Here is a 25,444-nt window from a genome sequence, read left to right on the forward strand (position 1 = left end):
CCTGAGCACAGTGTCTAGACATGAGCCCTGAACATGAAAGAGCCACCCCGTGGGGTGGCTCTTCTGGCAGGCGTGAACTGCACTACACCTTGTTCAATGGCGGGGTATCACCCCTCCCGCTCTCCATCCACCAAGCGGCTAATGCCTTCTGCTGGAGCATGCTTGAGCTCCGGTGGCAGCAGGGCATCCGGCAGGTCCTGATAGCAGACCGGGCGCAGGAAGCGGTGAATCGCGGCGGTGCCGACTGAGGTGGTGCGGCTGTCGGAGGTGGCGGGCCAGGGGCCACCGTGGACCATGGCGTCACAGACTTCGACCCCTGTCGGCCAGCCATTGACGAGGATGCGTCCGGCGCGGCGCTCCAGCACCGGCAGCAGCTGACGTGCTGCATCGTGATCGGCGTCATCCAGGTGCAGAGTGGCGGTCAGCTGGCCTTTCAGCGCGCTGCAGACCTGCTTGAGCTGAGCGAGATCATCGCATTCGATGATCAACGAGCTGGAGCCGAAGACTTCCGCCTGCATGGCTTCATTGGCCAGGAAGTCACTCGCCGGGGTGCTGAACAGCTGGGTCTGGCAGGGGCTGGCGATGGGCGAGTCGCTTTCGCCACTGGCCAGGCAGGTGATGCCGGGCTGTGAGGACAGGCTCGCCACGCCTTCGGCATAGGCCTTGTGGATGCCCGGCGTCAGCATGGTCTGCACCGGACTTGCCTGGATGGCGGGAATGGCGGCTTGCTTGAAGCGCTCCAGTGCTTCGCCCTTGACGGCCAGCACCAGCCCCGGGTTGGTGCAGAACTGACCGGCGCCCATGTTGAGCGAGCCGACGAATGCGCTGCCCAGCGCTTCGCCGCGGGCTTCCAGTGCGGCCGGCATCAGGATGACCGGGTTGATGCTGCTCATCTCGGCATAGACCGGAATCGGCTGCGGGCGCGCCTGAGCGAGGGCCAGCAGAGCGGTGCCCCCGCTGCGCGAGCCGGTAAAGCCGACCGCCTGGATCTCGGGATGCTTGACCAGCGCCTGGCCGACCTCATTGCCCGGGCCAAACAGCAGCGAGAAGACGCCTTCCGGCATGTCGCAACGGTTGGCGGCGCGCGCCACGGCCTGACCGACCAGTTCCGAGGTGCCCGGGTGAGCCGAGTGTCCCTTGACCACCACCGGGCAGCCTGCGGCCAGCGCGGAAGCGGTATCGCCACCGGCCACCGAGAAGGCCAACGGGAAGTTGCTGGCCCCGAAGACGGCCACCGGACCCAGCGGGATCTGACGCTGGCGCAGGTCGGCACGCGGCAGGGGCGCACGTTCCGGCAGCGCAGGATCGACGCGCACATCCTGCCACTCACCGCGACGCAGTACCTTGGCGAACAGCTTGAGCTGCCCGCAGGTGCGGCCGCGTTCACCGTTCAGGCGTGCCTCGGGCAAGCCGGTCTCCTGCATGGCGCGCTGGGTCAGGGTGTCGCCCAGTGCATCGATTTCCTCGGCGATGGTCTCGAGGAAGACGGCTCTCGCGTCGGGCGACGTGGCGCGATAGGCATCGAAGGCCTGGCTGGCCAGCTGGCAGGCCTCTTCCACCGTACTCGCGTCGGCGCCCGGGTAGGCAGGCTCCAGACGCTCCCCCGTCGCCGGATTGATGGCGTGGATCGCCTCGCCCTGAGCGGCGAAGCTGCGTTGTCCGATAAGCTGATGACCGTTGAGTGACATCGTCTCTTCTCCTTGATAAGTGAAGCCCTGAGGCAGGTTGAGTCAGGCCATGGGTGTCGTGTGGGTTGCAGTAGAGGTCGTAATAGAGGGTGTAGTAGCGGTGGAGCTGGGGACAGCGGCAGCGTCCGTAGGCGATGCGATAGCGGCAATCGGCAGCCGATAACAGTGAATGGCGTTGTCGTGCAGTACCTTGTCGCGCGTGCACTGGCGCAGGTCGGGTGACAGGAGGGCGGGAGGTGGTGCGACCTCTTGTTATTGTCATGAAGCCTGGACGTACGGCACACCATCGGAACGATGGGAGTGGCATTGCGGGTGGCGTCCATGTCCTTGGCAGTGTCGGACGTTGGCGGAAGCGCGCCCGACACTGGCTAACCTTTCTCTCAGGGTCGTCTTGTCGGTCTGTCTTGCAGATCTGTCTTGCCCCCTCTCTGAGTTGACTGCCGTGAGCGTCGGCGGCCCTAAAGCACCGCCATGGCGGATGGCTGCTCAGCGTCGTTGTCGTGGGACTCGAATGCGACCGGGTTGCGCAGCGCGCGCCCGAAGGCCGGCAGTTCGATCTCGAAGCGGTCTCCTTCCTGCACCTTGATCTGGTCGGCGAAGCTCAGCGTGGCGGTGCCGAAGAAGTGCACATGCAGGTCACCGGGCGCGCGGAACTGGGCGTACTTGAAATGGTGGTGTTCCAGGTTGGCCAGGCTGTGGGCCATGTTGGCCTCACCGGTCAAAAAGGGCTTCTCCCACAGGGTCTGGCCTTCGCGGGTGATGCGGCTGGTGCCTTCCAGGTGCTGGGGCAGTTCGCCGATCAGCAGCTCAGGCCCGTAGCTGCAGGCGCGCAGTTTGGAGTGGGCCAGCCATAGATAATTGGCACGCTCGGTGATGTGGTCGGAGAATTCGTTGCCCACGGCGTAGCCGATGCGGTGCGGCTGGCCATTGGCATCGTTGAGGTACAGACCGACCAGTTCGGGCTCCTCGCCGGCATCCTCGGCGAAGGCCGGCACGCTGATCGCGGTTTCCGGGGCGACCACGATGCTGCCGTCACCCTTGTAGAACCACTCCGGCTGCGCGCCGACCTGGCCTGCCGCGGGCTTGCCGCCCTCGAGGCCCATGCGGAACATGCGCATCGAGTCGGTGACGTTGGCGTCATTCTCGCTCTGTGCCTGGGCGGCGGCATGCATGGCGTCGCGGGTATCGGCACTGCCCAGGTGGGTCAGGCCGGTGCCGGTGACGGTGCAGCGCGCGCGGTCGGGGTGGGTGACCGGCGGCAGCAGTTCGCGGCGATCGATCGCCTGCTTGTAGTCGACCAGGGTGTGCGAGTAGTGCTGTTCGATCAGCGCGCTGAGCCCGATGCCCAGCTCGATGGCGCGAGTGGCCAGTTCATAGGTGCCACCGGGGAAGTCGAGCAGGCGCAGCTGGTCGCGGCTTTCGACCACGGCGACCCGCGGGCCATTGGCGGTGCGAAGTTGGACGAGTCTCATGATGGCTTCCTCACTCGATGATGTTGAACTGATCGAAGTAGTCGCTGTTCAGCTCGAGGCCCAGCCCCGGGGTCTCTTCGTCGAGATCGATGAAGCCGTTCACCGGCTCCGGGTCACCCTTGAAGATGTAGTAGAAGAGCTCGTTGCCGATCTCGACATCGTGCACCGGGAAGTACTCGCTCATCGGTGAGGCCAGTGAGGCCATGGTCAGGTGGTAGTTGTGCATCTGGCCGGCGTGCGGGATGACCGGCACGCTGAAGGACTCGGCGAGGGCGTTGATCTTGCGCGCGGCGGTGATGCCACCGACCCGGTTGGTGTCGTACTGGATGACGGAGACGGCGCGCTTTTCCAGCAGCTGGCGGAAGCCGTAATGGGTGAATTCGTGCTCACCGCCGGAGATGGGAATGCTGGTCAGCTGATTGAGTTCGGCGTAGCCATCGATGTCATCGGCGATCACCGGCTCTTCCAGCCAGCGCGGCTGGAAGCGTTCCAGCTTCGGCAACATGCGCTTGGCGTAGTCCAGGTTCCAGCCCATGTAGCACTCGAGCATCAGGTCGATATCCTCGCCGATGACTTCGCGCACGGCGGCCACGCTATCCAGGTTGGCACGCACGCCCTCGACCCCGTCACGCGGACCGTAGCCGAAGCGCATCTTCATGGCGGTGAAGCCTTGATCCAGATAGGACTGGGCCTCTTCCTGCATGCCCTTGAGATCGGTGCGGTAGAGCTTGGAGGCGTAGCAGGGAATCTTCTCCTTGGTACGCCCGCCCAGCAGCTTGAAGACCGGCTTGCCGATCGCCTTGCCCATGATGTCCCAGATGGCGATGTCGACGCCGGAGATGGCGGCCATGCCGATACCCTTGCGGCCCCAGGCGTGGGTGGAGCGGTACATGCGCTGCCACAGGTATTCGTAGTCGAAGGGGTCCTGACCGATGATCAGCGGCGTGAGGTACTGATCGATGATCGCCTTGGCGATGCGCGGCGCCAGCGCCACGTTGCCCAGCCCGACCAGGCCGTTGTCGGTCTCGATCTCCACCACTGTCCAGCCGTGGAAGCGGAAGGTGCCCATCGAGTCGCCCTTGTCCCACAGCTCGTCCATGGCGTTGGAGCAGAAGTGGGCGGTCGGGGGGACGGTGTGGCCTTTCCATTCGAAGACGCGGGTTCTGACGTTGGTGATCTTCATCGAATTATCCTTGTTGTGGATGGCGTTGATTCAGGTTCATGAGCGAGAGGAGCAAGCGCATCAGGCAGAAGCGGTCTCGAGACGCAGCGCACGCAGGTTGGTGCCCATGCGCTTGGCGATCGCGAAGGCATTGCGGGTCGGGTTGACGTCTGCCTTGCCCTGACCGGCGATATCGAAGGCGGTGCCGTGGGCCGGCGTGGTGATGGGGATAGGCAGGCCGCCCTGGACGGTGACGCCGGACTTGAAGCCCAGCAGCTTGATCGCGATCTGCCCCTGGTCGTGGTACATGGTCACGATGGCGTCGTACTCGCCATCGCGCGCCTTGATAAATATGGTGTCGGCCGGGAAGGGGCCCTCGACCGGGTAGCCCTGTTCATTGCAGCGCGCGACGGCCGGCGCGATGACGTCGATTTCCTCGCGGCCACAGGTGCCACCTTCGCCACCGTGGGGATTGAAGGCAGCGACGGCGATGCGCGGGCGCTCGAAGCCGGCCAGTTTCAGCGAGTCATGAATCAGCTGGCTGGCGGCGATGATGCGCTCCTGGGTGACGTACTCGGCGGCGTCCTTGAGCGGGATGTGCGAGGAGATGCGCGAGGTCCACAGCGTCCCCAGGGTGTTGAACTCGCAGAAATATCCTTCGACTCCGAGTTTCTCGGCGAAGAAGTGCAGCTCATCCTCGTGGCCGAGGCCACCTTTCTTCATCGACAGCTTGTTGAGCGGCGCGAAGCAGATGGCGTCGACTTCCTCGTTCTGGGCCGCTTCCAGGCAGCGAGACAGCACCGCGAGGGTCGAGGCGCCACAGGCGGCGCTTTCCTCGGCCAGCGTCACCTCCTGCTGCGCCACGCTTTCCACCAGCATCAATGACAGTCCTTCATGCTCGCGAGCCTCGGCGAAGCTTGCGACGCGTGGCAGCTGGGTGAAGAGACCGGCCTGGCGTTGGCCCTGCTCCCACAGCCACTGATCGCCGACCAGCACGCTGTGGGTCTCGGCGAATTGCTCGGGTTCCGCGACCAGGCGCGCGATCAGCTCCGGGCCGATACCGGCAGGGTCACCAAGGGTGAGGGCAATGACAGGGCGTGTTGCTGACATGTGAATTCCAGCCTTATGAGAGTTGGCGTTGTTGTTGGTTTCTTCAATCAATTCGCACTTTATGGTCTGCTGGTTGGTTTACCAGACCAGTTGAGATAAAAATTAGCCGAGCCCACGCTGATCGGTCAAGGTTTTCTCGAAAATTGCGACCATGGTCGGTTTGTGGATGCGCGATATGCGGTTGTCGGTTATGCTGGTATGAAATCTATACCAGTGGAGGCTGCATGAAGCAGACGCCTTTCGCCTTCGAGAAAGCGCTGAAGAATCAGACCAAGAAGGAAATTCTCGCCGACAAGCTCATCGAGATGATCCTGACGGGGCTGCTGCGCGATGGAGATGAGCTGCCCAGCGAGCGTGAGCTGGCGCAGTTGTTTGAAGTGAGTCGTGAGACGGTGCGTGGTGGGCTGGCGCTGTTGACGGGCTATGGTCTATTGAATGTCTCGCACGGCAGCAAGTCACGCGTCTGTGCCAGTGAGGCCGTGATCGACAGCTTCCGCAATCATCCCGCGCGTCAGCAGGGCGATGAGCTCAACAACCTGGATATCGAGAGCGTCTTCGAGAGCCGGATCGTGGTGGAATCGGCCATCGCCCGCCGCGCCGCGCGGCATATCGATGAGGTGGGGCTCAAGAAGCTCGACGCCTTGCTGGAAGCTCAGTCACAGCACTTCGACTCGCCGGTGAACTTCCAGCTCTCGGATCAGAACTTCCATCACGTCATCGCCGAATACTCGCGCAACGAGATCCTGATCCGCTATGCAGATGAGCTTTATACCTACGCGCTCAACATTCGCCGCCAGGTCATGGCCGAACACGGCTCGATCAAGCGCAGCTATGAAGAGCATGTGCGTATCGTCGAGGCACTGCGCGCCGGTGACCCGGATGCTGCTGAACGCGCCATGCTCTCGCATATCGATAGCGTCTATTACACCACGCGCGACAAGATGCCCCACTGAGAGGGGGTATGAAGCACGAGAGGTATGCATAAGTGGGATGTATATAAGTAAGAGAAAATAAAAGAGAGCGAACAAGCGGACTCTGGGCGCGAAGCCTCAATACTCGACGCCCGTCATCACCCAGACGATGCGGGTCTCGGTCTCGCCGGGGTTGCGAATCCAGTGGGGTTCTTCCCCGGTCAGCGAGAAGCTGTCGCCCGGGTTGAGCAGAAAGACCTGCTCGCCGAGGGTCAGCTCCAGCTGGCCGCTTTCCACATAGCCCGCTTCCTCACCGCGCCGTTCACGCGGCGTCTCGCCGCCGCTGCCACCGGGCTGCAGGCGGGTCATGATCAGGATGAGCTGACCGCTCAGGCGAGGGGAGAGCAATTCTTCCCGCGCGCCGATGGCGCCGAGATTCATGGCGCGGCGCTGATCTGCACGCACGATGGTTTCCTGTTCTACCGCCGAATCACTGCCGCCCGGCTGGAAGAACCAGCTGACGCGCACGTCGAGGGCGTCACTCAGCGTCTGCAATACCCCGATGGGCAGCGAGGAGACGCCGCGTTCCACCTGGCTGAGGTAGCCGACGGATTTGCCGACGCGTTCCGCCAGTTGGCTGAGGGTCAGCTGGCGGGACTTGCGCAGGTCGCGCAGCTGCCGGCCGATTCGGCGGTCTTCCTGTTCTGCATTGCTGAGTGTGCTGTCGGTTGATGCCGGTGAGGAGTCTGAGTCCGTGGTCATCCGGTTTCCTCTTGGCAATGGGCGCTGGCGGTCAATGAGTGGCGTTTCATGTGGATGAAAAGCATGCAGCGGTTTTCATCAGCAAGATTATCAGCATGCGGCGTCGAGAGATAAGCCTGTGTCGTTATCAAATCGTCGTGTCGAGGCGGGGATTGATAGGGGGTTGGCGGATCTTGATAACGGGCTTGAGACAGCGGCTCCTGAGACAGGGGCAGGAGATAGCAGCTTCTGAGATAACGCTTGAGACGCAAAAGGCCAGTCATCGCGACTGGCCTTTTGCGTCTGTGCTGCGCGTGAAAATCACGCGGCTGGCGTAAAGGCCGGTCGCTGCTTGCGGAAGGCCTGTTTGCGGGTGATCTTGCCCTTCTCGATGGTGAAGAGATCCACGCTATCGGCCTCGACACGCAGGCCATCGGGCTGGGTCGCCATGAAGGTGCATTCGGAGACGACGCGCTGATCGGCGAAGAAAAACTCGCCCTTGGCCCACTGCACATCGGGCATGGTCGTCCAGGTATTCACGAAGGCATCGCGCACGGCGGCCTTGCCGACGATACGCGTGCCGTGCGCCTCATCGCCGGACACGGTGTCGAAGACCACATCGTCGGCGAAGTACTCCATGACCTCATCGATGGCGTGGCGATTGAAGGCATCGAACATGGCGGTCATCTGTTCACGATTCATGGTGCGTCTCTCTGGTGCTTGCATGCCGCAAGAGGCATGTCAGTGGGAGGTGCCGCGACGGGATTCGAGAGCGTCGCGGCGTGTCGGGAAGTGATGGCGGGAAGTGATAGGGGCGATCGGTGGCGGAACTCGCGCGGCGCGTGACTCAGCTCACCTTGTCCAGCACCTGGAAATACTTGTAGAGCAGGTGTTGGCCCATGCGCCGGATAGGTCTGAGCGGATGGGCGGGCAGCGGCGAGTTGAAGATCGGCAGATGGGCTTCCGGCAACGACTGTCCGGCGATCAGCGCGGCCAGCTGCTTGGAAGCATAAGCCGAGAACGACACGCCGTTGCCGCTGTAACCCTGGGAGTAGAAGATCTGCTGCTTGGGGTCTGGCTGCACGATGCGCGGCATCATGTCGTGGGAGATATCCATCCAGCCATGCGAGAACCACGGCGTCTCGATGCCGGCCAGCGCCGGGAACTTGCGCGCGATGGCCTCATGCACCACATCCAGATGCCGGGCATTCTGCGCATCCGCGCCACTGATGGCGCTGCGCGTGCCGATCTGCAGGCGCTTCTCGGGCAGCAGTCGGTAGTAGTGGCGCAGCTTGCGTGTGTCCGTGGTCAGGATGGTCGAACGCAGGCCACAAGCCTCGATCTCATCGTCGGTCAGCGTGCGCGTCCACACCGAGTTGGCCATGATCGGCATGTTGCGATAGGCGGTCAGCGAGTGAAGGTTGGGGCTGGTATAGCCCGCCGTGGCGATGCCCACCGCGCGTGCCTTGACCGTGCCTCCCGGCGTCTGCAGATAGTGGATGCCGTTCTCGGTCGTCCAGTGCTGCACCGGGCTGCTGGTGTGGATTCGGGCGCCATGGCGGCGCGCGATACGCGCGTAGCTGTAGGCCAGCTTGAGCGGCTGCACGGCGATGCCCTCGGGCTCGAGCATCGCACCGTGACTCTCCTGATCGCCCATGAAGTCACGATGCACTGACGCGCGGTCCAGCGTTCGGGTCCGGTAGCCGAGGATGTTGTTGCACAGGCGCGATTCGGCCTCGAGATGCTGCATGGCTTGCGGGCTGTGGGCGATCAGCAGATTACCCAGCGGCTGAGGCTCGCAGTCCACCTCCGGGTCCTGGGTCAGGGACTTGAAGACCTCGAACCCCTCCAGGCTATTGGCGTGCAGCTGGCGCGCCATGTCGACGCCCCATTTCCTGACCCACTGGCTGCGGCTCAGGCGCCCCCAGGCCAGATGCCCCTGGCCGCCATTGCGGCTGGTGCAGCCCCAGCCGATCTGATTGGCCTCCAGCACCACTGCCTTGATGCCATGCTCACGCGCCAGGAACATCGCCGTGGCAAGGCCGGTGAAGCCGGCGCCGATCAGCACCACGTCGGCCTCCATGTCGTCAGTGACCGGGCCATCATCCTCGGGCGGCGGCCCTGCATGGTAGCGCCAGTAGCTCGGCGCATAATCCACTCCTTCGCCCGGGGAGCTGTCCTTGAGAGGGTCGTAGTGAGGGTTGTAAGGCTGCTTGACAGTCATCGTGGGTCACCATCCGTCTTGTTGTTGGCGATCGTTGTCATTGGTGATCGTTGTTGTTGGTGATCATTGTCATTGGCGATCAATGGCGGTGTTGGTTCGTGCGCGTTGCGCTCTGAGGTCTCTGCCTGCCCGAGACGACGTGAGCCCGTCATGCCGCTCAGGTCGCGCCCGGGATGGGTTGGCTTCCCGACCCAGGGAGGGCGGGTGGCGTAGCCGTGGTACTTGGCGATGTACTGGGCGTGCTAGCTGGCGTGGCGGGTGTCACAGCGCTGGAGGCTTCCGGCTCAGCGGCTTCGGCAGGCAGAGGCTTTACCTGAGGGGCTGGCTGCATGGCCGTCGCGGGCTGTTCATGGGTCGCCTTGAGCATGCGATAGACCGAGAACATGTAAGCGATGCTGACGAGGAAGAAGGGCGCGCCGACCACGATCGCCAGGCTCTTGATGGCGTTGAAGCCCCCGGCGAGCTGGAAGACGATACCGGTGACACCGATGATCACGCCCCACAGCAGGCGCATCAGGATCTTCGGATTCTCGTTGCCATTGGAGACCTGCATGGCCGAGAAGAACGAGGCCGAATCCGAGGTGGTGACGGCGAAGACGACGATGTTGAACAGCACCGCGAGGCACAGCCACCAGCCGCCGGGCATGCTCTGCAGCAACAGGTAGATGCCGGATTCCGGATTGCCCTGCACGCTTTCCCATAGCGGCACGATCTGATTGACCTCGGCATAGCCGGCCGAGCCACCCCAGATGCTGAACCACACGATCGACAGCAGCATCGGCACCACCACCACGCCGAACACGAATTCGCGCAGGGTGCGGCCACGGGAAATGCGTGCGATGAAACCGCCGCAGAAGGGGATGTAGGAGATGTACCAGAGCCAGTAGAAGATCATCCACCAGCCCACCCACTCACGCTGTTCGAAGCTGCCCGCGTCGGTCCAGAACTGGTTGACGAACACCGAGCCGAAGTAGTCACCGAACTGCTGGGTGATCATGTTCAGCAGGTACTGCGCCGGGGCGTGACCGAAGGCCAGCAGCGCCAGCAGTATGGCGCCGGCCATGATCATGTTGAGCAGGCTGAGGTACTTGATGCCGCGCTCGATGCCGGTCGCCGCCGATGCCACGTAGGCGATGATGATCACCAGCATCACCATGGCCTGACCGAAGGCGCCGAACTCGAGTCCGAACAGCACCTTCAAGGCATAGCTGATGGAGGTGACGCCCAGCCCGATCATGGTGGCATTGCCGCCGATGGTACCGATCACGCCAAGCCCGTTGGCAAGCTTGCCCCACAGACTGCTGTTGCAGCGCTCCCCCAGAAGACCGTAGAGGCCGGTGGCGACCGTCAGCGGCTGCCCGAGGCGATAGGCCGGAAAGGCGATGGCCCAGGCGGCCACGGCGAACAGCGCCCAGCCATTCATGCCCCAGTCCATCAGGGTGTTGCGGATCGCGGTCGAGACCCCGGCCTGCTGGCCGACTTGATTGAGGTCCTGCACATGCGAGGAGGTGTAGAGGTGCGTCAATGGCTCGGCGACGCTGAAGAACACGAAGCCGATGCCCAGCCCGCAGCTGAAGATCATCGAGATCCACGCCACATAGCTGAACTCAGGACGTGAATCATCCGGCCCCAGGCGAATGCCGCCGAAGGGGCTGAGCAACAGATAGAAGCTGAAGATCAGTGTCGCGGCGACCCCGAGCACGAAGCTCCAGCCGAAATTGAAGATCAGGAAGTCACGTATGCCGGACAGCGCCGCGCCGGTCTGCTCCGGCGCCGCCAGCGCATAGATCATGATCAGGGTGTAGATGCTGAGGACGGGCCAGAACAGCCCCTTGTCGTAGTCGCCAAGCAGACCGGATGAGCGCGGAACGCCGTTGCTGCCAGCGCGCTCAGCCGCTGCGGGATTGCGTGTTGCTGTCACTGGGGTGCCTCCAGGAAGGGGCCCTGATGCTCCATGCCAGATCTCGTCAGACACCTGACAAGCCGACAGGAATATCGAGAGCAGATTTTATTGTTGTCATGGGAGCGGGGGCTGGGACATCGCCTTCATCGAACCGGCAAGGTCCCCATCCATCGTCAATGAATGCGCTACAGCTGATACAGCACTCGATGAATCTTCTCGCGTCACAAATGAAAATAGACGGCGAGTAAAATCGTGCAAGTGAAATTTTTCAGTATTATTTCATTTATATGTGAAGCGTTCGACTGCCGTCATTAACATCTTGAAATACAGAAGAAATAACGCCGATGCGCCGCCTGGTCCGATGGTGGCAGGCCAGCGAACAGAGGCGGGAGGGCAGAGGGTGTGAGGGCGGAGGGCGTGAGGGCGGAGGGCGTGAGGGCGTGAGGGCAGAGGGCAGAGGGCAGAGGGCGTGGAAGAGGGCGCGAGAGGAGCAGGGAGAGAATAGAGGGAGGCGCGATTTAATACAGGCGTGTTGCAAGCCAATTGTGGGAGACCCCGATCAGATGTCTCTCAACAATTTGCGGTGGCCAGATCTTGAACTCTTGTGCTGTTCAGCAGGCAGCCAATGTTTTGACTGGTCGAGATGGAGGTCAAGAGGAGGGATGTGAAGATGCATGAGGCAAGTGTATTGAGGGGTAGTCAGCAGGGCCAGTTAATGTTGACAGCAGGCTGGCCAATGTTGTAGTGGAGCCTGTTACTCGTTTCCCTACTGCTGCTTTCCACCTTTGCTGTCTCGTAAATGCTGTTGTGTGGAATCAAGGATGTGTCAAGTCGAAAATCAACATCGGCTGATAGTGTTGTCTCTCATCGAAGGGTTGAGACCTGATTGTACATGATGCTGTCAAGATTGAGATTTCGATCCTGGCGTATATGGAGTCGTTTCTATTATGTGGCTTGGCTCTTGGTACATTGCCTTGAGTGCGACGAATGGCCAGTGAATACTGCCGTGTATGGCCTTGTTTGTCATGCTCAAGTATGAACGCTTCTCTGTTGGCGATTCGGAAACTCAATTCCGTGTGCTTATGTTGGCGGAGCCTGTTTCATTCATAAGGATTGTCTTATACTGTCGAAATAATGATTTTTGGGGGGGGCTTGATCTGGATGCCTTTCTTCAGCGTACGGTTGAGATTAAGCCAAAATGCTGATGCGCTTGATTACCGCACAGCCCCCCTTGACGAGCATGGACCGCGAGGTTAGGAGCGATAAGATGAGTGATAACAAGACCCCCAAGAAACTACGCCCAGCATTGATTCGCTCTTTGGAGCCCCGGTTCCTGTTTGATGGTGCCGCTGTCGGCACTGCCGCCGATACTGCGACGGATCAGGATTATTCCGTTAGTCATGGTGAGGCAGATCACTCTCAGCAAGGCAGCATGACGGCTGAAGCTGTGGCAGCTCAGTCCCAGTCTCCGGCCACCAAGGCGTTGCAAGCCAGTCAGTCGGCGCGGCAGCAGGATGACGCCACCAGTGATCAACAGTCTTCTGCCAGTGATACTGCTGATGACACAGAGAAGTCTGATACAGCATCACAAGCCTCTCGCGCTGTCATCTTCGTCGATAGCAATGTCACCAATTATGAGTCACTGGTTGATGAGTTGGATTCCGAGGCTGAGGTTGTAGTCCTCAATGGAGAGGCTGACGGTGTCGAGCAGATGGCCAGCTACCTGGATGGTCAGCAGGATATTTCAGCCGTTCACATTCTGTCTCATGGGGAAGAAGGTGAGCTGAGCCTCGGTACCGCAACGCTCGACGCGGCAAGCATGGCTGGTGAATATAGCGACGAGTTGGCAACTATCGGCAGCGCCTTGACGCAAGAAGGGGACATCCTTCTTTACGCTTGTGACTTCAGTTCGGGGGATGCGGGCTTGGAGGCAGCGACTCAGCTTGCCAATCTCACGGGAGCAGATATTGCTTCATCGTCTGATGATACGGGTAGCCAGGCTCTGGGGGGGGACTGGGACCTGGAAAACCAGACGGGTGATATTGAAGCTGTTTCAATTGTGGCAGCTGATTGGGGTGGTAAGCTGGCAGATACTGTAGAGCTCAACTTCTCAAATGATCGAGATTTTGTTAGTGGTAACGAAGACGCTTTTATAGCTGGGAATGTTTATCGCTATAATGATGTGGCAGAAGGACTCGATGCCATAGTTACAATCGATGAAGTGTCCTCGGGTGTAACGATAGACGAGATTGATGTTGGTGGTGGTATTGAATCTGCATTTGTGAGTCAGTTTAAATCTGATAATCTGTCTGGATATATTCAGTTTACTATTGATTTTGTTTCTGCTGACACCGACACGGCTCAGTATATTAGCTTTACTGCTACTGCGGTTGACTTGGATAAAAACACTGAGTCAGTCCTTTTTTATAATGCCAATAATTATACTACGGAAGAAGCTACCGATGTTTCTGCAGAAATAAATAGTGCCGATAGCTCTCTCAGCGCTGTTGGAGGGGGGGATACTGTACCATTGTCACGCGCTGAGACGCAGAATATGGTCTCAGCGGGCTATGAAAATGTATCCTCGTTCACTTACCGCGCTGGAATATCGAATGACTACCGTCAGATAGGTTTGTTATTCGAAGATGTTAACACTGGAGACGATGGGGATATCAACTACACCAATGATGGTGTGACAATAAGCCTCCCCGCGGCTCGTGACGACTTTACCTCAACCGAAGCCAATACCCCAGTCACCTTTGATCCGTTGGCCAACGATGGACAGGGCGGTGGAAGTCTGACAGTTTCGAAAATCAATGGTATAGCGATTGAATCAGGCGGCGATAGTGTCAGCGTGGAAGGCGGCAGTGTGGCCCTGTCAGCGGATGGCGAATTGATGTTTACGCCTGATGCTGATTATACCGGTACGTCTGATTTTCAATACACCGTGATTGACGTCAATGGTAATCAATCTACTGGGCAGTCCAGTGTTGCTGTTATCACACCGTATGAAAGCCAGTTTTCCTCTGATGGTGATTCATTTGCCTTGGAGGCGGCCGGGGTCTTTGGTGCTCTGGATAACTATGATGACTTGACGTATACGGCCGCAGGCCTGCCAGAAGGGCTCTCGATAAACGCCGAAAACGGGGAGATCACAGGAGAGCTCACTGCTGATAGTTCCGCAAATGGCCCATATTCCATTACTGTGGTGGGCACTGACTCACAGGGTAATCAGGTCTCGGATACTTTTGATCTGTCAGTCAATAATCCTGCGCCAGTGGCCGCTGCAGATACTGTGACTGTAGATGAGAAATCGCCAGCATCAGGTAATGTACTAGTAAATGATAACGATGGTGGCAACGACACTGATAACCTGACTGTAAGTCAAGTAGGCGAAGGCTCCGCCAATGTTGGTCAGCCGGCAGCCGGTGATAACGGTGGCCTATTCACTATCAATTCGGATGGTAGCTATGACTTCGCTCCGGGGGAGGACTTTGATGACCTTGCGGTCAACGAAAATCGCACTACCACCATCAGTTACCAGGTTAGCGATGGACAGGGGGGCTTCGACACCGCCACGCTGAGCGTTATCGTTAACGGTACGAACGACGCGCCGATTGTCAGTGCTCCGACAGATGATCTAACAGCCAATGATGCGGATGAAATTGATATCCCCGCGGGGGATGCTTTCAGCGATGTAGATGCCAGTGATGTGCTGTCCTTTACCGCTACGGGCTTACCGGCCGGCCTCAGCATCAATCAGACGACCGGTCGTATCTCGGGAACACTGGCGTCGGATGCCTCTCAGTCTGGACCCTTCAATATTATCGTCACAGCTGACGACGGTAATGGAGGTACTGTGACGGATACCATTCTGCTGGAAGTATCCAATATTCCTCCGGAGGCCAATCCCGATCAGAAAACGACAGGTGAGAATGCGCTCGCCGTTGGTAATGTGCTCCTGAATGATACCAGTGGTGATAATGATGCCTTGGTGGTGAGCCAGGTGAATGGCGACTCGGAAGGTGTCGGGCAGGCTATCGCTGGCACGCAGGGCGGGGAGTTCACTGTTTCTGAGGATGGTAGCTACGCCTTCATTCCAGGTGCGGACTTCGACGACCTCGCGGTTGATGAGACCCGAACTACCACCATTAGCTACCAGGTCAGCGATGGTCAGGGCGGTGTCGATACCGCGACCCTAAGCGTCACCGTGACCGGCACCAATGATGTGCCGGTCGTCAGCACTCCGACGCCTGACGCGAGTGCCGAAGACGGTGACGAAATCGATATTCCGGCTGGCGATGCCTTCCGTGATGTGGATGGCAGCGACGACCTGACCTTCACGGCCGCGGGTCTGCCGGACGGTGTCACCATCGATCCGGACACGGGCCGCATCACGGGTACGCTGACAGCCGATGCCTCCCAGAATGGGCCGTTCGAGATCACTGTCACTGCCGATGATGGCAATGGCGGTACCGTCACCGACACCTTTATCCTGACACCGAGCAACACCGCACCGGTTGCCCAGGATGACGCCGTGACCGTCGCCGAGAAGGCGCTGGCCTCCGGCAACGTGCTGGATAACGACGCGGACGGTGGCAACGACACGGATGCCCTGACGGTCAGCCAGGTCGGCGAGGATGCCGCCAATGTCGGTCAGCCGACTGCCGGTGACAACGGTGGCCAGTTCACCGTCAATGCCGACGGCAGCTATGACTTCGCGCCGGGCGCGGACTTCGATGACCTCGCGGTCGGAGAAAGCCGTACCACCACCCTCAGCTATCAGGTCAGCGATGGTCAGGGCGGTGTCGATACCGCGACCCTGAGTGTCACCGTGACCGGTACCAATGACGTGCCGGTGGTCAGCACCCCGACGCCTGACGCGACTGCCGAAGATGGCGATGCGATCGATATCCCGGCTGGCGATGCCTTCCGTGATGTGGATGGTAGCGATGACCTGACCTTTACGGCCGCGGGTCTGCCGGACGGTGTCACCATCGATCCGGACACGGGCCGCATCACGGGTACCCTGACGCCGGATGCCTCCCAGAATGGGCCGTTCGAGATTACTGTCACTGCCGATGATGGCAATGGCGGCACGGTCACCGACACCTTCACGCTGACGCCGAGCAACACCGCACCGGTTGCCCAGGATGACGCCGTGACCGTCGCCGAGAAGGCGCCGGCCTCCGGCAACGTACTGGATAACGATGCGGACGGTGGCAACGACACGGATGCCCTGACGGTCAGCCAGGTCGGCGAGGATGCCGCCAATGTCGGTCAGCCGACTGCCGGTGACAACGGTGGCCAGTTCACCGTCAATGCCGATGGCAGCTATGACTTCGCGCCGGGCGCGGACTTCGATGACCTCGCGGTCGATGAGACCCGTACCACCACCCTCAGCTATCAGGTCAGCGATGGTCAGGGCGGTGTCGATACCGCGACCCTGAGCGTCACCGTGACCGGTACTGATGATGCTCCTGTGGTTGTCTCGGAAATTCCGGATCGCATTGTGGGGAATGGCGGTGACATCTCGATTCCGGCAGGTGAGGCTTTTGCGGATACGGATGCTTCGGATGAGCTGATCTACTCGGCAACAGGCTTGCCTGAAGGCCTGGTCATAGACCCGTCAACCGGCCAGATTACCGGTCAGCTGGCCCTTGATGCTTCATTGAATGCGCCCTATGCCATCACTGTCACGGCTGATGACGGGAATGGTGGGGCTGTCAGTTACAGCTTTACATTGACCGTCCCGAATGAGCCGCTTGCATCACCGGCCACTACTCAAATATCAAGTAGCTTTGTACCTGATAATCGCGTAACGGACCCTTTTGCCAATGAAGTGATCGGCACTGACAGGGTTGCCAGTGACGCTGCGGATCAGCAACAGGCTTCTGGCAACGACATTGGTAATCTGGATTACTTCCTGCGAGCGGGGTCTGATAACGCGCTGAAGGATATTGGCCAGTTTGGCTTACCGGAAGCAATGACAGTTCGTTATCAGGGAACCCAAGTAGACGGGTCTCCGTTGCCAGGCACTTTGACAGTGGATGCTTCTAGTGGTCAGTTGTCTGGCAAATTACCGCCCGGGATGGAGCGTGCGCGTATCACCGTGATCGGGATTGATGAATACGGTAATACAAAGACGCGCGAAGTGCTGATCGATGCGGATGGTAAGATCCTCGATGAGCGAGAAGACCAAGTGCTGTATCGCCGTATTGAAATCAGTATGGGGGCTCAGGGGGCAGCAGAGGTTGTGCACGAAGAAAACACCGGTAACGATATGCAGATTGATCGCATGAGCCTTGCAGGGACACGACTCACCGTCACCTTGAATGACCCACGTGCAGCAGAAGTGGCCCGTTATGAGGGTTCTCTCGGCAATGGCTCGGCCTTGCCTGACGGGGTAAGCATCGACCCGCAGACTGGGGATGTCACGGGAGATGTGGCAGGGCAGGATCTCTCTTTGGATGTGCGAATCGTAGCGGTTTCGGGGGATGGAACGGTCCGTATATTGTCCTTGGATATCGCGTTGCCTGAAGGAATGGATACCGCGGATGCTCGCTGGCAGTCACTGGACCAGCAAGCGGAAGCTGCTTTGGCGGAAGCTGGGGATAATCACCAGGAAGAAAGTTTGGCCAATCGACTGGCCCGAATGCTTCAGCTGTCATGAAGCATCGAGAATGAATGTGAACAATGAACAGAAATCCAACGATCTGACTTCAGGAAAGGGACTCATGAGTCAAAAGCTATTCGCGGTATCACCTTTGGCAGCACTGCTGCTTCTCAGTGGTTGTGCTGTAAACCCTAGCCCACTGACGATGGCAGAAATACAGCCAAAAGCGGCGGAGGACGTAAAGGAGCTCAATGCTTCACAAAACAAGGTGACTGGACTGCTGACGCCAGAAATGGCGGTGGCTCGTGCGCTTCTCTATAACCGTGATCGCCATGTGAAGACGATGCAGACGGCGCTGCGGAGTCAGCAGCTGGATGCTGCGAATTATGACATGTTGCCGTCACTAACAGCCCGTGCGGGCTACACGACGCGCAGCGAGTACGAAGCTACGCAGAGTGTGCCGTTCGTGGATGGTGAGCCAGGGGAGCCCACCAACGACAACAGTTATAGTGTGTCCCAAGAGCGCAATCGCAAGACCTATGGTGTCGATTTCACTTGGAGCATTCTGGACTTTGGGCTGTCCTACGTGCGAGCCAATCAGAGTGCCGACCAATACCTGATATCTGTCGAGGAAGAGCGTAAGGCGGTGCAGAACCTTGCACAGGAAGTGCGTACCGCCTATTGGAAGTCCGTCTCCGCTGATCGTCTGTTGAGCAAGGTCGAACCGCTCATGGTCCGAGTCAACGAGTCGTTGGAGCGGAGTCGCACGATTTCTCGTCAGCGCCTCTCCAATCCGCTCGATAGCTATTCCTACGAGCGCAGCTTGCTGGATGTGAAGCGCAGCTTGGATAGCTTGCGTAATGAGCTGATTGGGGCGCGCGAAAAATTGGCCAGTCTGATGGGGCTACCGCCGACTACGCCGATCGAGCTTCCACAATATGATACGGCGCAGCTCAAAGCGCCCAAGGCCAAATTGGACGTGGCGACCATGGAGCAGACGGCGCTGCTGATGCGCCCGGAAGTATTGACAACACATTATCGTGAGCGTATCGCTCGCGATGAAGTACGTGCATCTTTACTCAAGATGTTCCCGGACCTGAGTTTCTCGGCGAGTTATTCCTATGATGACAACCAATATCTTCTGTTCCAGGATTGGACAAGTGCTGGTGCTGCAGTAAGTTATGACCTGCTCAATGTCTTCCAAGCCAGTGCCAACAAGGAGGCAGCTGAAACAAGCGTAGAGATCACTCGTCAGGAACGTTTGGCCGCATCCCTCGCTGTCTTGACTCAGGTCCATCTGGCGCAGCTTAAGTATATGGCGGCCAATCGTGACCTCGGAACAGCCCAGAATTACCTGCAGGTATCGCGCAACATCTCGGACCTGGTCACCCAGCAGTCACGTTCAGGCAGTATTGGCGAGCTGACAGCCATCAAAGAACAGCTTAACTCCTTGATCGCAGAACTGCGTCGTGATCTTGCCTATGCACAAATTCAGAATGCTTATGCGCGTGTCTACCAGAGTATCGGTCTTGACCCTTACCCTAAACTGGAAGACAAAGCTGAGCCGGCACAGCTTGCTAGTGCATTAGTACAGCGTCGCCAAGATTGGGATGATGGCCAGATAGGTGTTGTGGTGAAGCCCATTGCTGAGCAGTCTCCGGTATTGACTCAAGGCGATAATGGGGAGGCACCGTCCTTCAGTTTTGACGCCGATACCTTCGCAGTGGCGGGGCCTTTGCACTACAGCTTCTCTACCCCATCAGGGGAGGGGCTTCCGCAATGGCTGACATTCTCTGAAGCTACGCGTACCTTCACGACTGTACCGGGAGCGCCTGCGACGCCCGTGACCATTATGGTCAAGGCCGAGAATGACAAGGGCGTCTATGCGCTGGATCGCTTCATTCTCGCACCGGGGGATGGCCTGACAGAAATCTAGATTTCAGAAGCGAGTACCTCGTTGAGTGAGCGCCGTCTCTCGTGGGCGGCGCTTCTTTTGTTTCGCCTGCCAGAAAAGGTGACTTCACGTATGAACATCCGCGATGTACGACATCGTTACCCACAGAAGTTGCGCTGTCTCGTGATGCTGTCCTGTGCCACTTTATTGATGTCAAAGGTGCAGGCATCCGAGGCCATGAACGAAGCTCAAGCAACATTGGAGCCTCAGCGCGCAGTTATCGAGGCCACTGACAGGGCCACGATCAGCAGTGAAGTGAGCGGGCGTATTGAGTCGATGACTTTTCGTGAGGGAGATGCCTTCACGAAAGGGCAGACGCTGGTAAAGATGGATTGTGGTCAGTATGTAGCCGAGCGTGACCGAGTGGGGGCCAGATTGGCCAGCGCTCGCCGCAAGTTGGAAAACAATCAGCGGCTTCTGGAATTGCGCTCTGTAGGTCAGCTGGAAGTGGATCTATCCCGCTTGTCTGTCAATGAAAATGCTGCGGAATATCAAATTGCGCGTACTAACGTGAATCGCTGTGCCATCAAGGCACCTTACGCTGGGCGTGTTGTCGAGCGTAAAGCAAATGTAGGGCAAAGTGTTCAGGCCCAGGCTGAGTTATTGGCGATCGTTGGTCAGACACTAGAAGCACGTGTGATCGTGCCTGCAGACTGGCTTTCCTGGCTCAAGCCGGGGCGTCAGGCGCAGTTGACCATCGAGGAAACCGGCGAGAACGTCTCTGCCAAGGTGACAAGAATTGGAGCGAGTGTGGATCCGGTCAGCCATACCATTCCCATCTGGGTCGATATTAAGGTCACGCCTTCGCTGCGCCCGGGCATGACAGCCTCCGCTGTTTTCACTCCGCCCATCGATGTTGCTCAGGAGCAGTAAGGTTATGCATTGGTCAGTCGGAGTGAGAAAGACGTGAGTGAGCCGAACCAGTTCGATACCCCGCGTCTGTCGGCTCTATTTGATGTCGAGCATCGGATACGCCGAGCTGAGACGCTCAAGGCACTACGCTATGTCGCGGTCAATGAGTCCCGACAGGTCGTCGATTACCAGCAGGCTGCCATGGTGGAGAGGGCAGGGCCCAATGGATGGCGCGTCACTGCACTGGCCAATGTGCCATCGGTAGATCGCAACAGTCTCTATGTCCAATGGGTCGAACATGTCATGGGCCGCTACTTGCCAGATAGTATCGAGCCATGCGTCCTCAAGCCTCAGGGGATGGATGATTGGACGCTTGAGACCTGGCGAGAAGTCTGCCCGGGTGAGGTGCTACTGGTGCCTCTGGAAATGCGAGAGGGTACTAGAGCATGGTTGTTACTAGCACGTGAAGCTCGTTGGCAAGCTGCGCCGATGAATCTCGCAGCGCATCTGGGAGAAGTCGTGGGTCATGCTTTGCATGCCTTCCTCGAAACTCGCAAGCGGCGTCAGTTGCGCAATTGGTTGAGTTCGTCACGTTTGTGGTGGGGGGCGCTTGTCCTTCTTCTGTTGATCCTGTGTTTACCAGTACGCCTCTCTGCACTGGCACCTGCCGAGTTGGTCGCCAAAGCGCCGCGCGTGGTATCAGCCCCGATGGACGGAGTGGTAGATCGTGTGTTGGTTGAGCCAAATGCGCAGGTAGTACCAGGGCAACCGTTGGTCAAGTTGCAGGATATTGAAGCTAAAGCCAGGTTCAAGGTGGCGGATCAGGCTCTCAATGTGGCGCAGGCGCGCTTTGAACAGGCGCGGCAGGAAGCTTTTGGCGATGCAAAGTCACGCGCCAGCATGGTGGCGCTGAGTGCCGAAAGGGATCTGCGCGAAGTCCAGCGCAGCTACGCCGAGACCCAATTGGATCAGGTGGTGCTCAAGGCGGAGAGTGCCGGGCTAGCAATTTTCGATGACCCCAATGATTGGGCTGGGCGTCCGGTACGGACAGGAGAGCGTATCATGCAGCTAGCAAATCCGGCCGAGCGCAAGGTGAGTATCGAGCTACCAGTGGAAGATGCTCTGGTGTTGTCCCAAGGAGCTCCCGTAACGCTGTTTCTCGATTCCCGTCCATTGTCGCCGATAGAAGGCGAGGTCGAGAGGGTCAGTTATAAGCCGGTGGTCAACGGCCGCGACCAGCTTGTCTATCATGTCTCGGCGACACTCAATGAGTCACCCGACTTCTTGCGTATTGGGTTAAGAGGTACTGCGCGCGTCAGTGGTGATCGCGTATCACTGGCCTATTACCTTTTCCGCCGCCCCTTGGCGGGGCTGCGTCAGGCACTGGGGGTCTAGGCCATGCATACCGGTGGGGTGCCGCTAGGTACCGGCTTGGATCAAACAACACAGGAAGAGACGAAGCCGTTACCGGAACTTCGAGCAGATCTGCGCCTGAGCCGAAGTGCGCCAGATACTGACGGAGCGCCGATGTGGACGCTGTTTGATCCCCTGCGTGGCTTGTATTTCCACCTGCACTTGAGCGGGTTGCGGCTTATCCGCTTATGGCGACATTGCTCGACACAAGACGACTTGGTGTCACGTGCCCGTGCTGAAGGCGCCGATGTAGAATTAGATGATATCGAAGGCTTGATACGTTTTCTGCAAGCCAATCATTTGGTTGTGGCCACATCACAGCAGGATCAGCAACGACTAAGTGATGCTGATTCCAGCCGTAAGACTAGCGGCGTCAATTGGCTCTTGCATCATTATTTGTTCTTTCGTATTCCGCTTGTGCGGCCTGATCGTCATCTAGATAGTTTATTGCCTACGGCCCGTCGACTTGTCAGCCTGCCCGCCCAAATACTGCTGCTATTTCTAGCTTTGCTTGGGGGCTACTTTGTCGTTCGCCAGTGGCCTGATTTCGTTGGCACTCTATTGCGCTTTCTATCTTGGGAAGGAGTGTTCTGGTATGCACTAGCGCTGATGGTCGTGAAGTCTGCGCATGAGTTGGGGCATGCATTGGTCGCCAAGCACTATGGATGTCGAGTCCCTACCATGGGAGTGGCGTTTCTTGTCATGTTTCCCATGCTCTATACCGATGCGACGGACACTTGGCGGCTTGAGAATGATCGTGACCGCTTGAGAGTCGCCATGGCCGGGGTCATGACAGAGCTGTCTATCGCTGTGTTGGCTACTGTCTGTTGGGGATTATTGCCGGAAGGTCCCTTGCGGCAAGCGGCCTTTTTTCTTGCAACTACCAGCTGGATGACCTCACTGCTGGTAAACCTTAGTCCCTTCATGCGTTTTGATGGCTATCATGCCTTGAGCGATATCTGGGGCATTCGCAATCTTCAGCCACGTGCCTTTGCCGTCACGCGCTGGTGGCTGCGTGAGATGCTGTTTGGTTTCCGCGAAGCGCCGCCAGAGGCCTTCACACGACATCGTCGACAGTGGTTGGTGCTGTATTCAATCGGCACATGGATCTATCGATTCTTCCTCTTTCTCGGTATCGCGTTGCTGGTTTATCACTTTGCTTTCAAGGTGCTGGGTATCCTGCTGTTTGTGGTCGAGATTTACTGGTTCATCCTGCGTCCCATCATGAGTGAGGTAAGTGAAGTGAGCAGACGCCGTATCCCCTGGAATATTCGCACTGCCCTCACATGCTCGGCAGGCTGCTTGATACTTGGTCTGCTATTCATTCCGTGGCGGGGGCACGTCACGCTTCCTGGCGTGTTGGAGGCGGATGCTCATCTCGCGCTTTATCCATCAGAGCCTGCGAGGCTCAAGCAGCAACGTGTGGCTCAGGATGCCCATGTCGAGGCAGGCCAAGTGTTATATGAATTTGAACAACCGGAAATCGCGATAGGTTTGATCCAGGCCGAGCGGCAGCTTCAGGCGCTTGAAGCACGCCTGGCCCGCCGGGCAGGTTCTGCTGAAGATCTAGCACAGCAGGGGGTGCTGCGTAATCGACAGGCAGAGCTTCAAGCTGAGGTCAGTGGCCTTGAATCGCGAGCGAGCTCGCTGCTAGTGCGTGCCCCTATAGCGGGGCGTGTGGATATGCCAGAGGCATTGCATGTAGGGCAATGGCTTGATTCACGTCAGAAATTGGCAGACCTAGTCAGTCAACGTAGCGTGCGAGTCAATGCCTTCGTGCAAGAGCAGGATCTGGAGCGAGTGAAGGTGGGTAGCCATGCGCGCTTTATTCCTGACGATGGCAACCACTCAAGCGTATTACTGACGGTACGCGATATCGATAATATTGGGGCAGAGCGCTTAGCCTACCCCGGTTTGGCCAGTCGTTATGGAGGGCCGTTACCAGTAGAAAATCGTCGTCGCGATGAATCAGATGGCTTGCGCCTTGAAGATGGTATCTATCGCGTCACCTTGGTGCCGGATAAGGCAGCCTCTCTGGATGCTTGGCAGGTCTATGGCGAGGTGTCTATCGAAGGTCCCGCTGAGAGCCTGGCCGGAGTCATCTTCCGCCACGCGGCAAGTGTGATGATACGAGAGAGTGGTTTCTGAGGCTGCTATGGCACTCTCGCGGCTTTACTCACGCCTGAGTGGCTTCCCATTCTCGAATCAGTACTTTCATCAAATCTTCCGCTAGCATCGCCCTGGCCAGCGGGGCCCCTTGTCCCGCCCACTGCGCCCCGAAACCGGTTTCCCCTTTTGATCTGGCTGCGGCGTTGAGCGCCTTGCCTGCTGCGTAGCTCAGAGGGTAGTCCGGTGGCGTGGGGCGTGATTGCTCCTCCATCAGGCTGGCGAATCGGTTGGCGAGAATGCGCGCGGGACGGCCCGAGACGATCGAGGTCATTCGCGTGTGATGCGCTGCTGGCCCGGTGAGTGTGTCTCGATAGGCGTCATCGGCGCTGGATTCCGGGCAGGCGATGAAGGCAGTGCCGAGCTGTGCCGCCACGGCGCCACATGCGAGAGCAGCGGCAATGCCCGCACCATCCATGATGCCGCCCGCGGCGATGATCGGCAGGTGCGTCTCATGTACCAGCAGCCGTGTCAGTGCGGCAGTACTCAGCTCGGCATCCGCGGCTTGTGGATCGAACATGCCGCGATGTCCCCCGGCTTCAAACCCTTGCGCCACGATGGCGTCCAGACCAGCTCGTTCAATGGCGATGGCTTCCTCAAGACAGGTCGCCGTCGCGAAGAGCGAGATTCCCGCTGTCTTCAAGGCAGCAATGGCCTGCGAAGAGGGGAGTCCGAAGTGGAAACTGACAATCGGCGGACGAGTCTCGAGCAACATCGCCAACATGTCAGGATCATCGGCAAAGCTGGTATAGAGCGCATCGAGCTGGGCAGGAGGCTCTGTGTCGAAGGCTTGGAAGTGAGGGGCCAGCCATTTGAGCCATGCCGCTTGACGTTCTGTGTCATGAACGGGGGCCTGATGCACGAAGACATTGATGTTGAAGGGCTTGTCGGTCAGTGACTGCAACTCGTGGATCATGCGGCGTGCGCCTGCTGCATCGGTGGCTCCTGCTCCCAGCGAGCCCAGTCCACCGGCATTGCTGACAGCGGCTGCCAACTGCGGTGTCGAGACCCCGGCCATCGGAGCCTGGATGATCGGCAGCTCGACACCCAGCAGCTCGCCCATGGACGTGCGTTTGCTGTCGGGGTTGAGGCTGATTGAGCCACTGCTTCCCGCTGCTTGCTGCATGGTGTTCTCCTCAAGCCTCCAGGATGTATGGCCTCATCGTACGCTTGACGCAACGCGGTGTGCCAGCGTGAGTTTCGGGGCTGGCCATTGTTTTCCGCGGCTTGGA

15 protein-coding genes are annotated in these 25,444 nt (G+C 58.9%); 6 read left to right on the forward strand and 9 right to left on the reverse strand.

Annotated elements, in window-relative coordinates:
• Positions 1-107: 107 nt before the first annotated feature.
• From ACJJV2_RS06085 to ACJJV2_RS06100, 4 genes are all read right to left on the reverse strand, one after another.
• A complete protein-coding gene (locus ACJJV2_RS06085; protein ID WP_405278986.1) occupies positions 108-1,688 on the reverse strand; it encodes an aldehyde dehydrogenase (NADP(+)) in 1,581 nt (526 codons plus the stop codon).
• 458 nt (positions 1,689-2,146) lie between these two features.
• Positions 2,147-3,160, reverse strand: a complete 1,014-nt coding sequence (araD1, locus tag ACJJV2_RS06090; protein WP_405278988.1) for an AraD1 family protein — start codon at positions 3,158-3,160, stop codon at positions 2,147-2,149.
• A 10-nt stretch (positions 3,161-3,170) separates the two neighbouring features.
• Positions 3,171-4,343, reverse strand: a complete 1,173-nt coding sequence (locus tag ACJJV2_RS06095) for an L-rhamnonate dehydratase (RefSeq protein WP_405278990.1) — start codon at positions 4,341-4,343, stop codon at positions 3,171-3,173.
• 60 nt (positions 4,344-4,403) lie between these two features.
• Positions 4,404-5,432, reverse strand: a complete 1,029-nt coding sequence (locus ACJJV2_RS06100) for a 4-hydroxythreonine-4-phosphate dehydrogenase PdxA (protein ID WP_215823095.1) — start codon at positions 5,430-5,432, stop codon at positions 4,404-4,406.
• A gap of 224 nt (positions 5,433-5,656) precedes the next feature.
• Here ACJJV2_RS06100 and ACJJV2_RS06105 point away from each other — a divergent pair, with 224 nt between their 5' ends.
• A complete protein-coding gene (locus tag ACJJV2_RS06105) occupies positions 5,657-6,385 on the forward strand; it encodes a FadR/GntR family transcriptional regulator (protein ID WP_054556160.1) in 729 nt (242 codons plus the stop codon).
• A gap of 96 nt (positions 6,386-6,481) precedes the next feature.
• Here ACJJV2_RS06105 and ACJJV2_RS06110 read toward each other — a convergent pair whose 3' ends face one another.
• The 4 genes from ACJJV2_RS06110 to ACJJV2_RS06125 form a co-directional block, all read right to left on the reverse strand.
• Positions 6,482-7,105 (reverse strand): helix-turn-helix domain-containing protein, encoded by a 624-nt coding sequence (locus tag ACJJV2_RS06110; protein WP_405278993.1) that lies wholly within the window; start codon positions 7,103-7,105, stop codon positions 6,482-6,484.
• 300 nt (positions 7,106-7,405) lie between these two features.
• Positions 7,406-7,786, reverse strand: coding sequence for a nuclear transport factor 2 family protein (locus ACJJV2_RS06115; RefSeq protein WP_284892004.1), 381 nt, complete (start codon positions 7,784-7,786; stop codon positions 7,406-7,408).
• A 145-nt stretch (positions 7,787-7,931) separates the two neighbouring features.
• On the reverse strand, positions 7,932-9,308 hold the full coding sequence (locus tag ACJJV2_RS06120; RefSeq protein ID WP_405278995.1) for an NAD(P)/FAD-dependent oxidoreductase: 1,377 nt from the start codon (positions 9,306-9,308) through the stop codon (positions 7,932-7,934).
• A 157-nt stretch (positions 9,309-9,465) separates the two neighbouring features.
• On the reverse strand, positions 9,466-11,229 hold the full coding sequence (locus tag ACJJV2_RS06125) for a BCCT family transporter (protein WP_405278997.1): 1,764 nt from the start codon (positions 11,227-11,229) through the stop codon (positions 9,466-9,468).
• Between the two features lie 1,249 nt (positions 11,230-12,478).
• Between ACJJV2_RS06125 and ACJJV2_RS06130 the strand changes: the two genes are divergently transcribed.
• From ACJJV2_RS06130 to ACJJV2_RS06150, 5 genes are all read left to right on the forward strand, one after another.
• On the forward strand, positions 12,479-17,884 hold the full coding sequence (locus ACJJV2_RS06130) for an Ig-like domain-containing protein (protein ID WP_405278999.1): 5,406 nt from the start codon (positions 12,479-12,481) through the stop codon (positions 17,882-17,884).
• Positions 17,885-17,894: 10 nt separating this feature from the next.
• Positions 17,895-19,763, forward strand: coding sequence for a TolC family protein (locus tag ACJJV2_RS06135; protein WP_405279001.1), 1,869 nt, complete (start codon positions 17,895-17,897; stop codon positions 19,761-19,763).
• Between the two features lie 21 nt (positions 19,764-19,784).
• Positions 19,785-20,654, forward strand: a complete 870-nt coding sequence (locus ACJJV2_RS06140) for an efflux RND transporter periplasmic adaptor subunit (RefSeq protein ID WP_405279003.1) — start codon at positions 19,785-19,787, stop codon at positions 20,652-20,654.
• Positions 20,655-20,687: 33 nt separating this feature from the next.
• On the forward strand, positions 20,688-22,028 hold the full coding sequence (locus tag ACJJV2_RS06145) for an efflux RND transporter periplasmic adaptor subunit (RefSeq protein ID WP_405279005.1): 1,341 nt from the start codon (positions 20,688-20,690) through the stop codon (positions 22,026-22,028).
• Between the two features lie 132 nt (positions 22,029-22,160).
• Complete coding sequence (locus ACJJV2_RS06150) at positions 22,161-24,194, forward strand: HlyD family efflux transporter periplasmic adaptor subunit (RefSeq protein WP_405279007.1); 2,034 nt, start codon at positions 22,161-22,163, stop codon at positions 24,192-24,194.
• Between the two features lie 28 nt (positions 24,195-24,222).
• Here ACJJV2_RS06150 and ACJJV2_RS06155 read toward each other — a convergent pair whose 3' ends face one another.
• Complete coding sequence (locus ACJJV2_RS06155; protein ID WP_405279009.1) at positions 24,223-25,338, reverse strand: NAD(P)H-dependent flavin oxidoreductase; 1,116 nt, start codon at positions 25,336-25,338, stop codon at positions 24,223-24,225.
• Between the last annotated feature and the right edge of the window lie 106 nt (positions 25,339-25,444).

Origin of the sequence: Cobetia sp. Ld8 (assembly GCF_045066615.1) — a bacterium.
Lineage (GTDB): Bacteria > Pseudomonadota > Gammaproteobacteria > Pseudomonadales > Halomonadaceae > Cobetia > Cobetia amphilecti.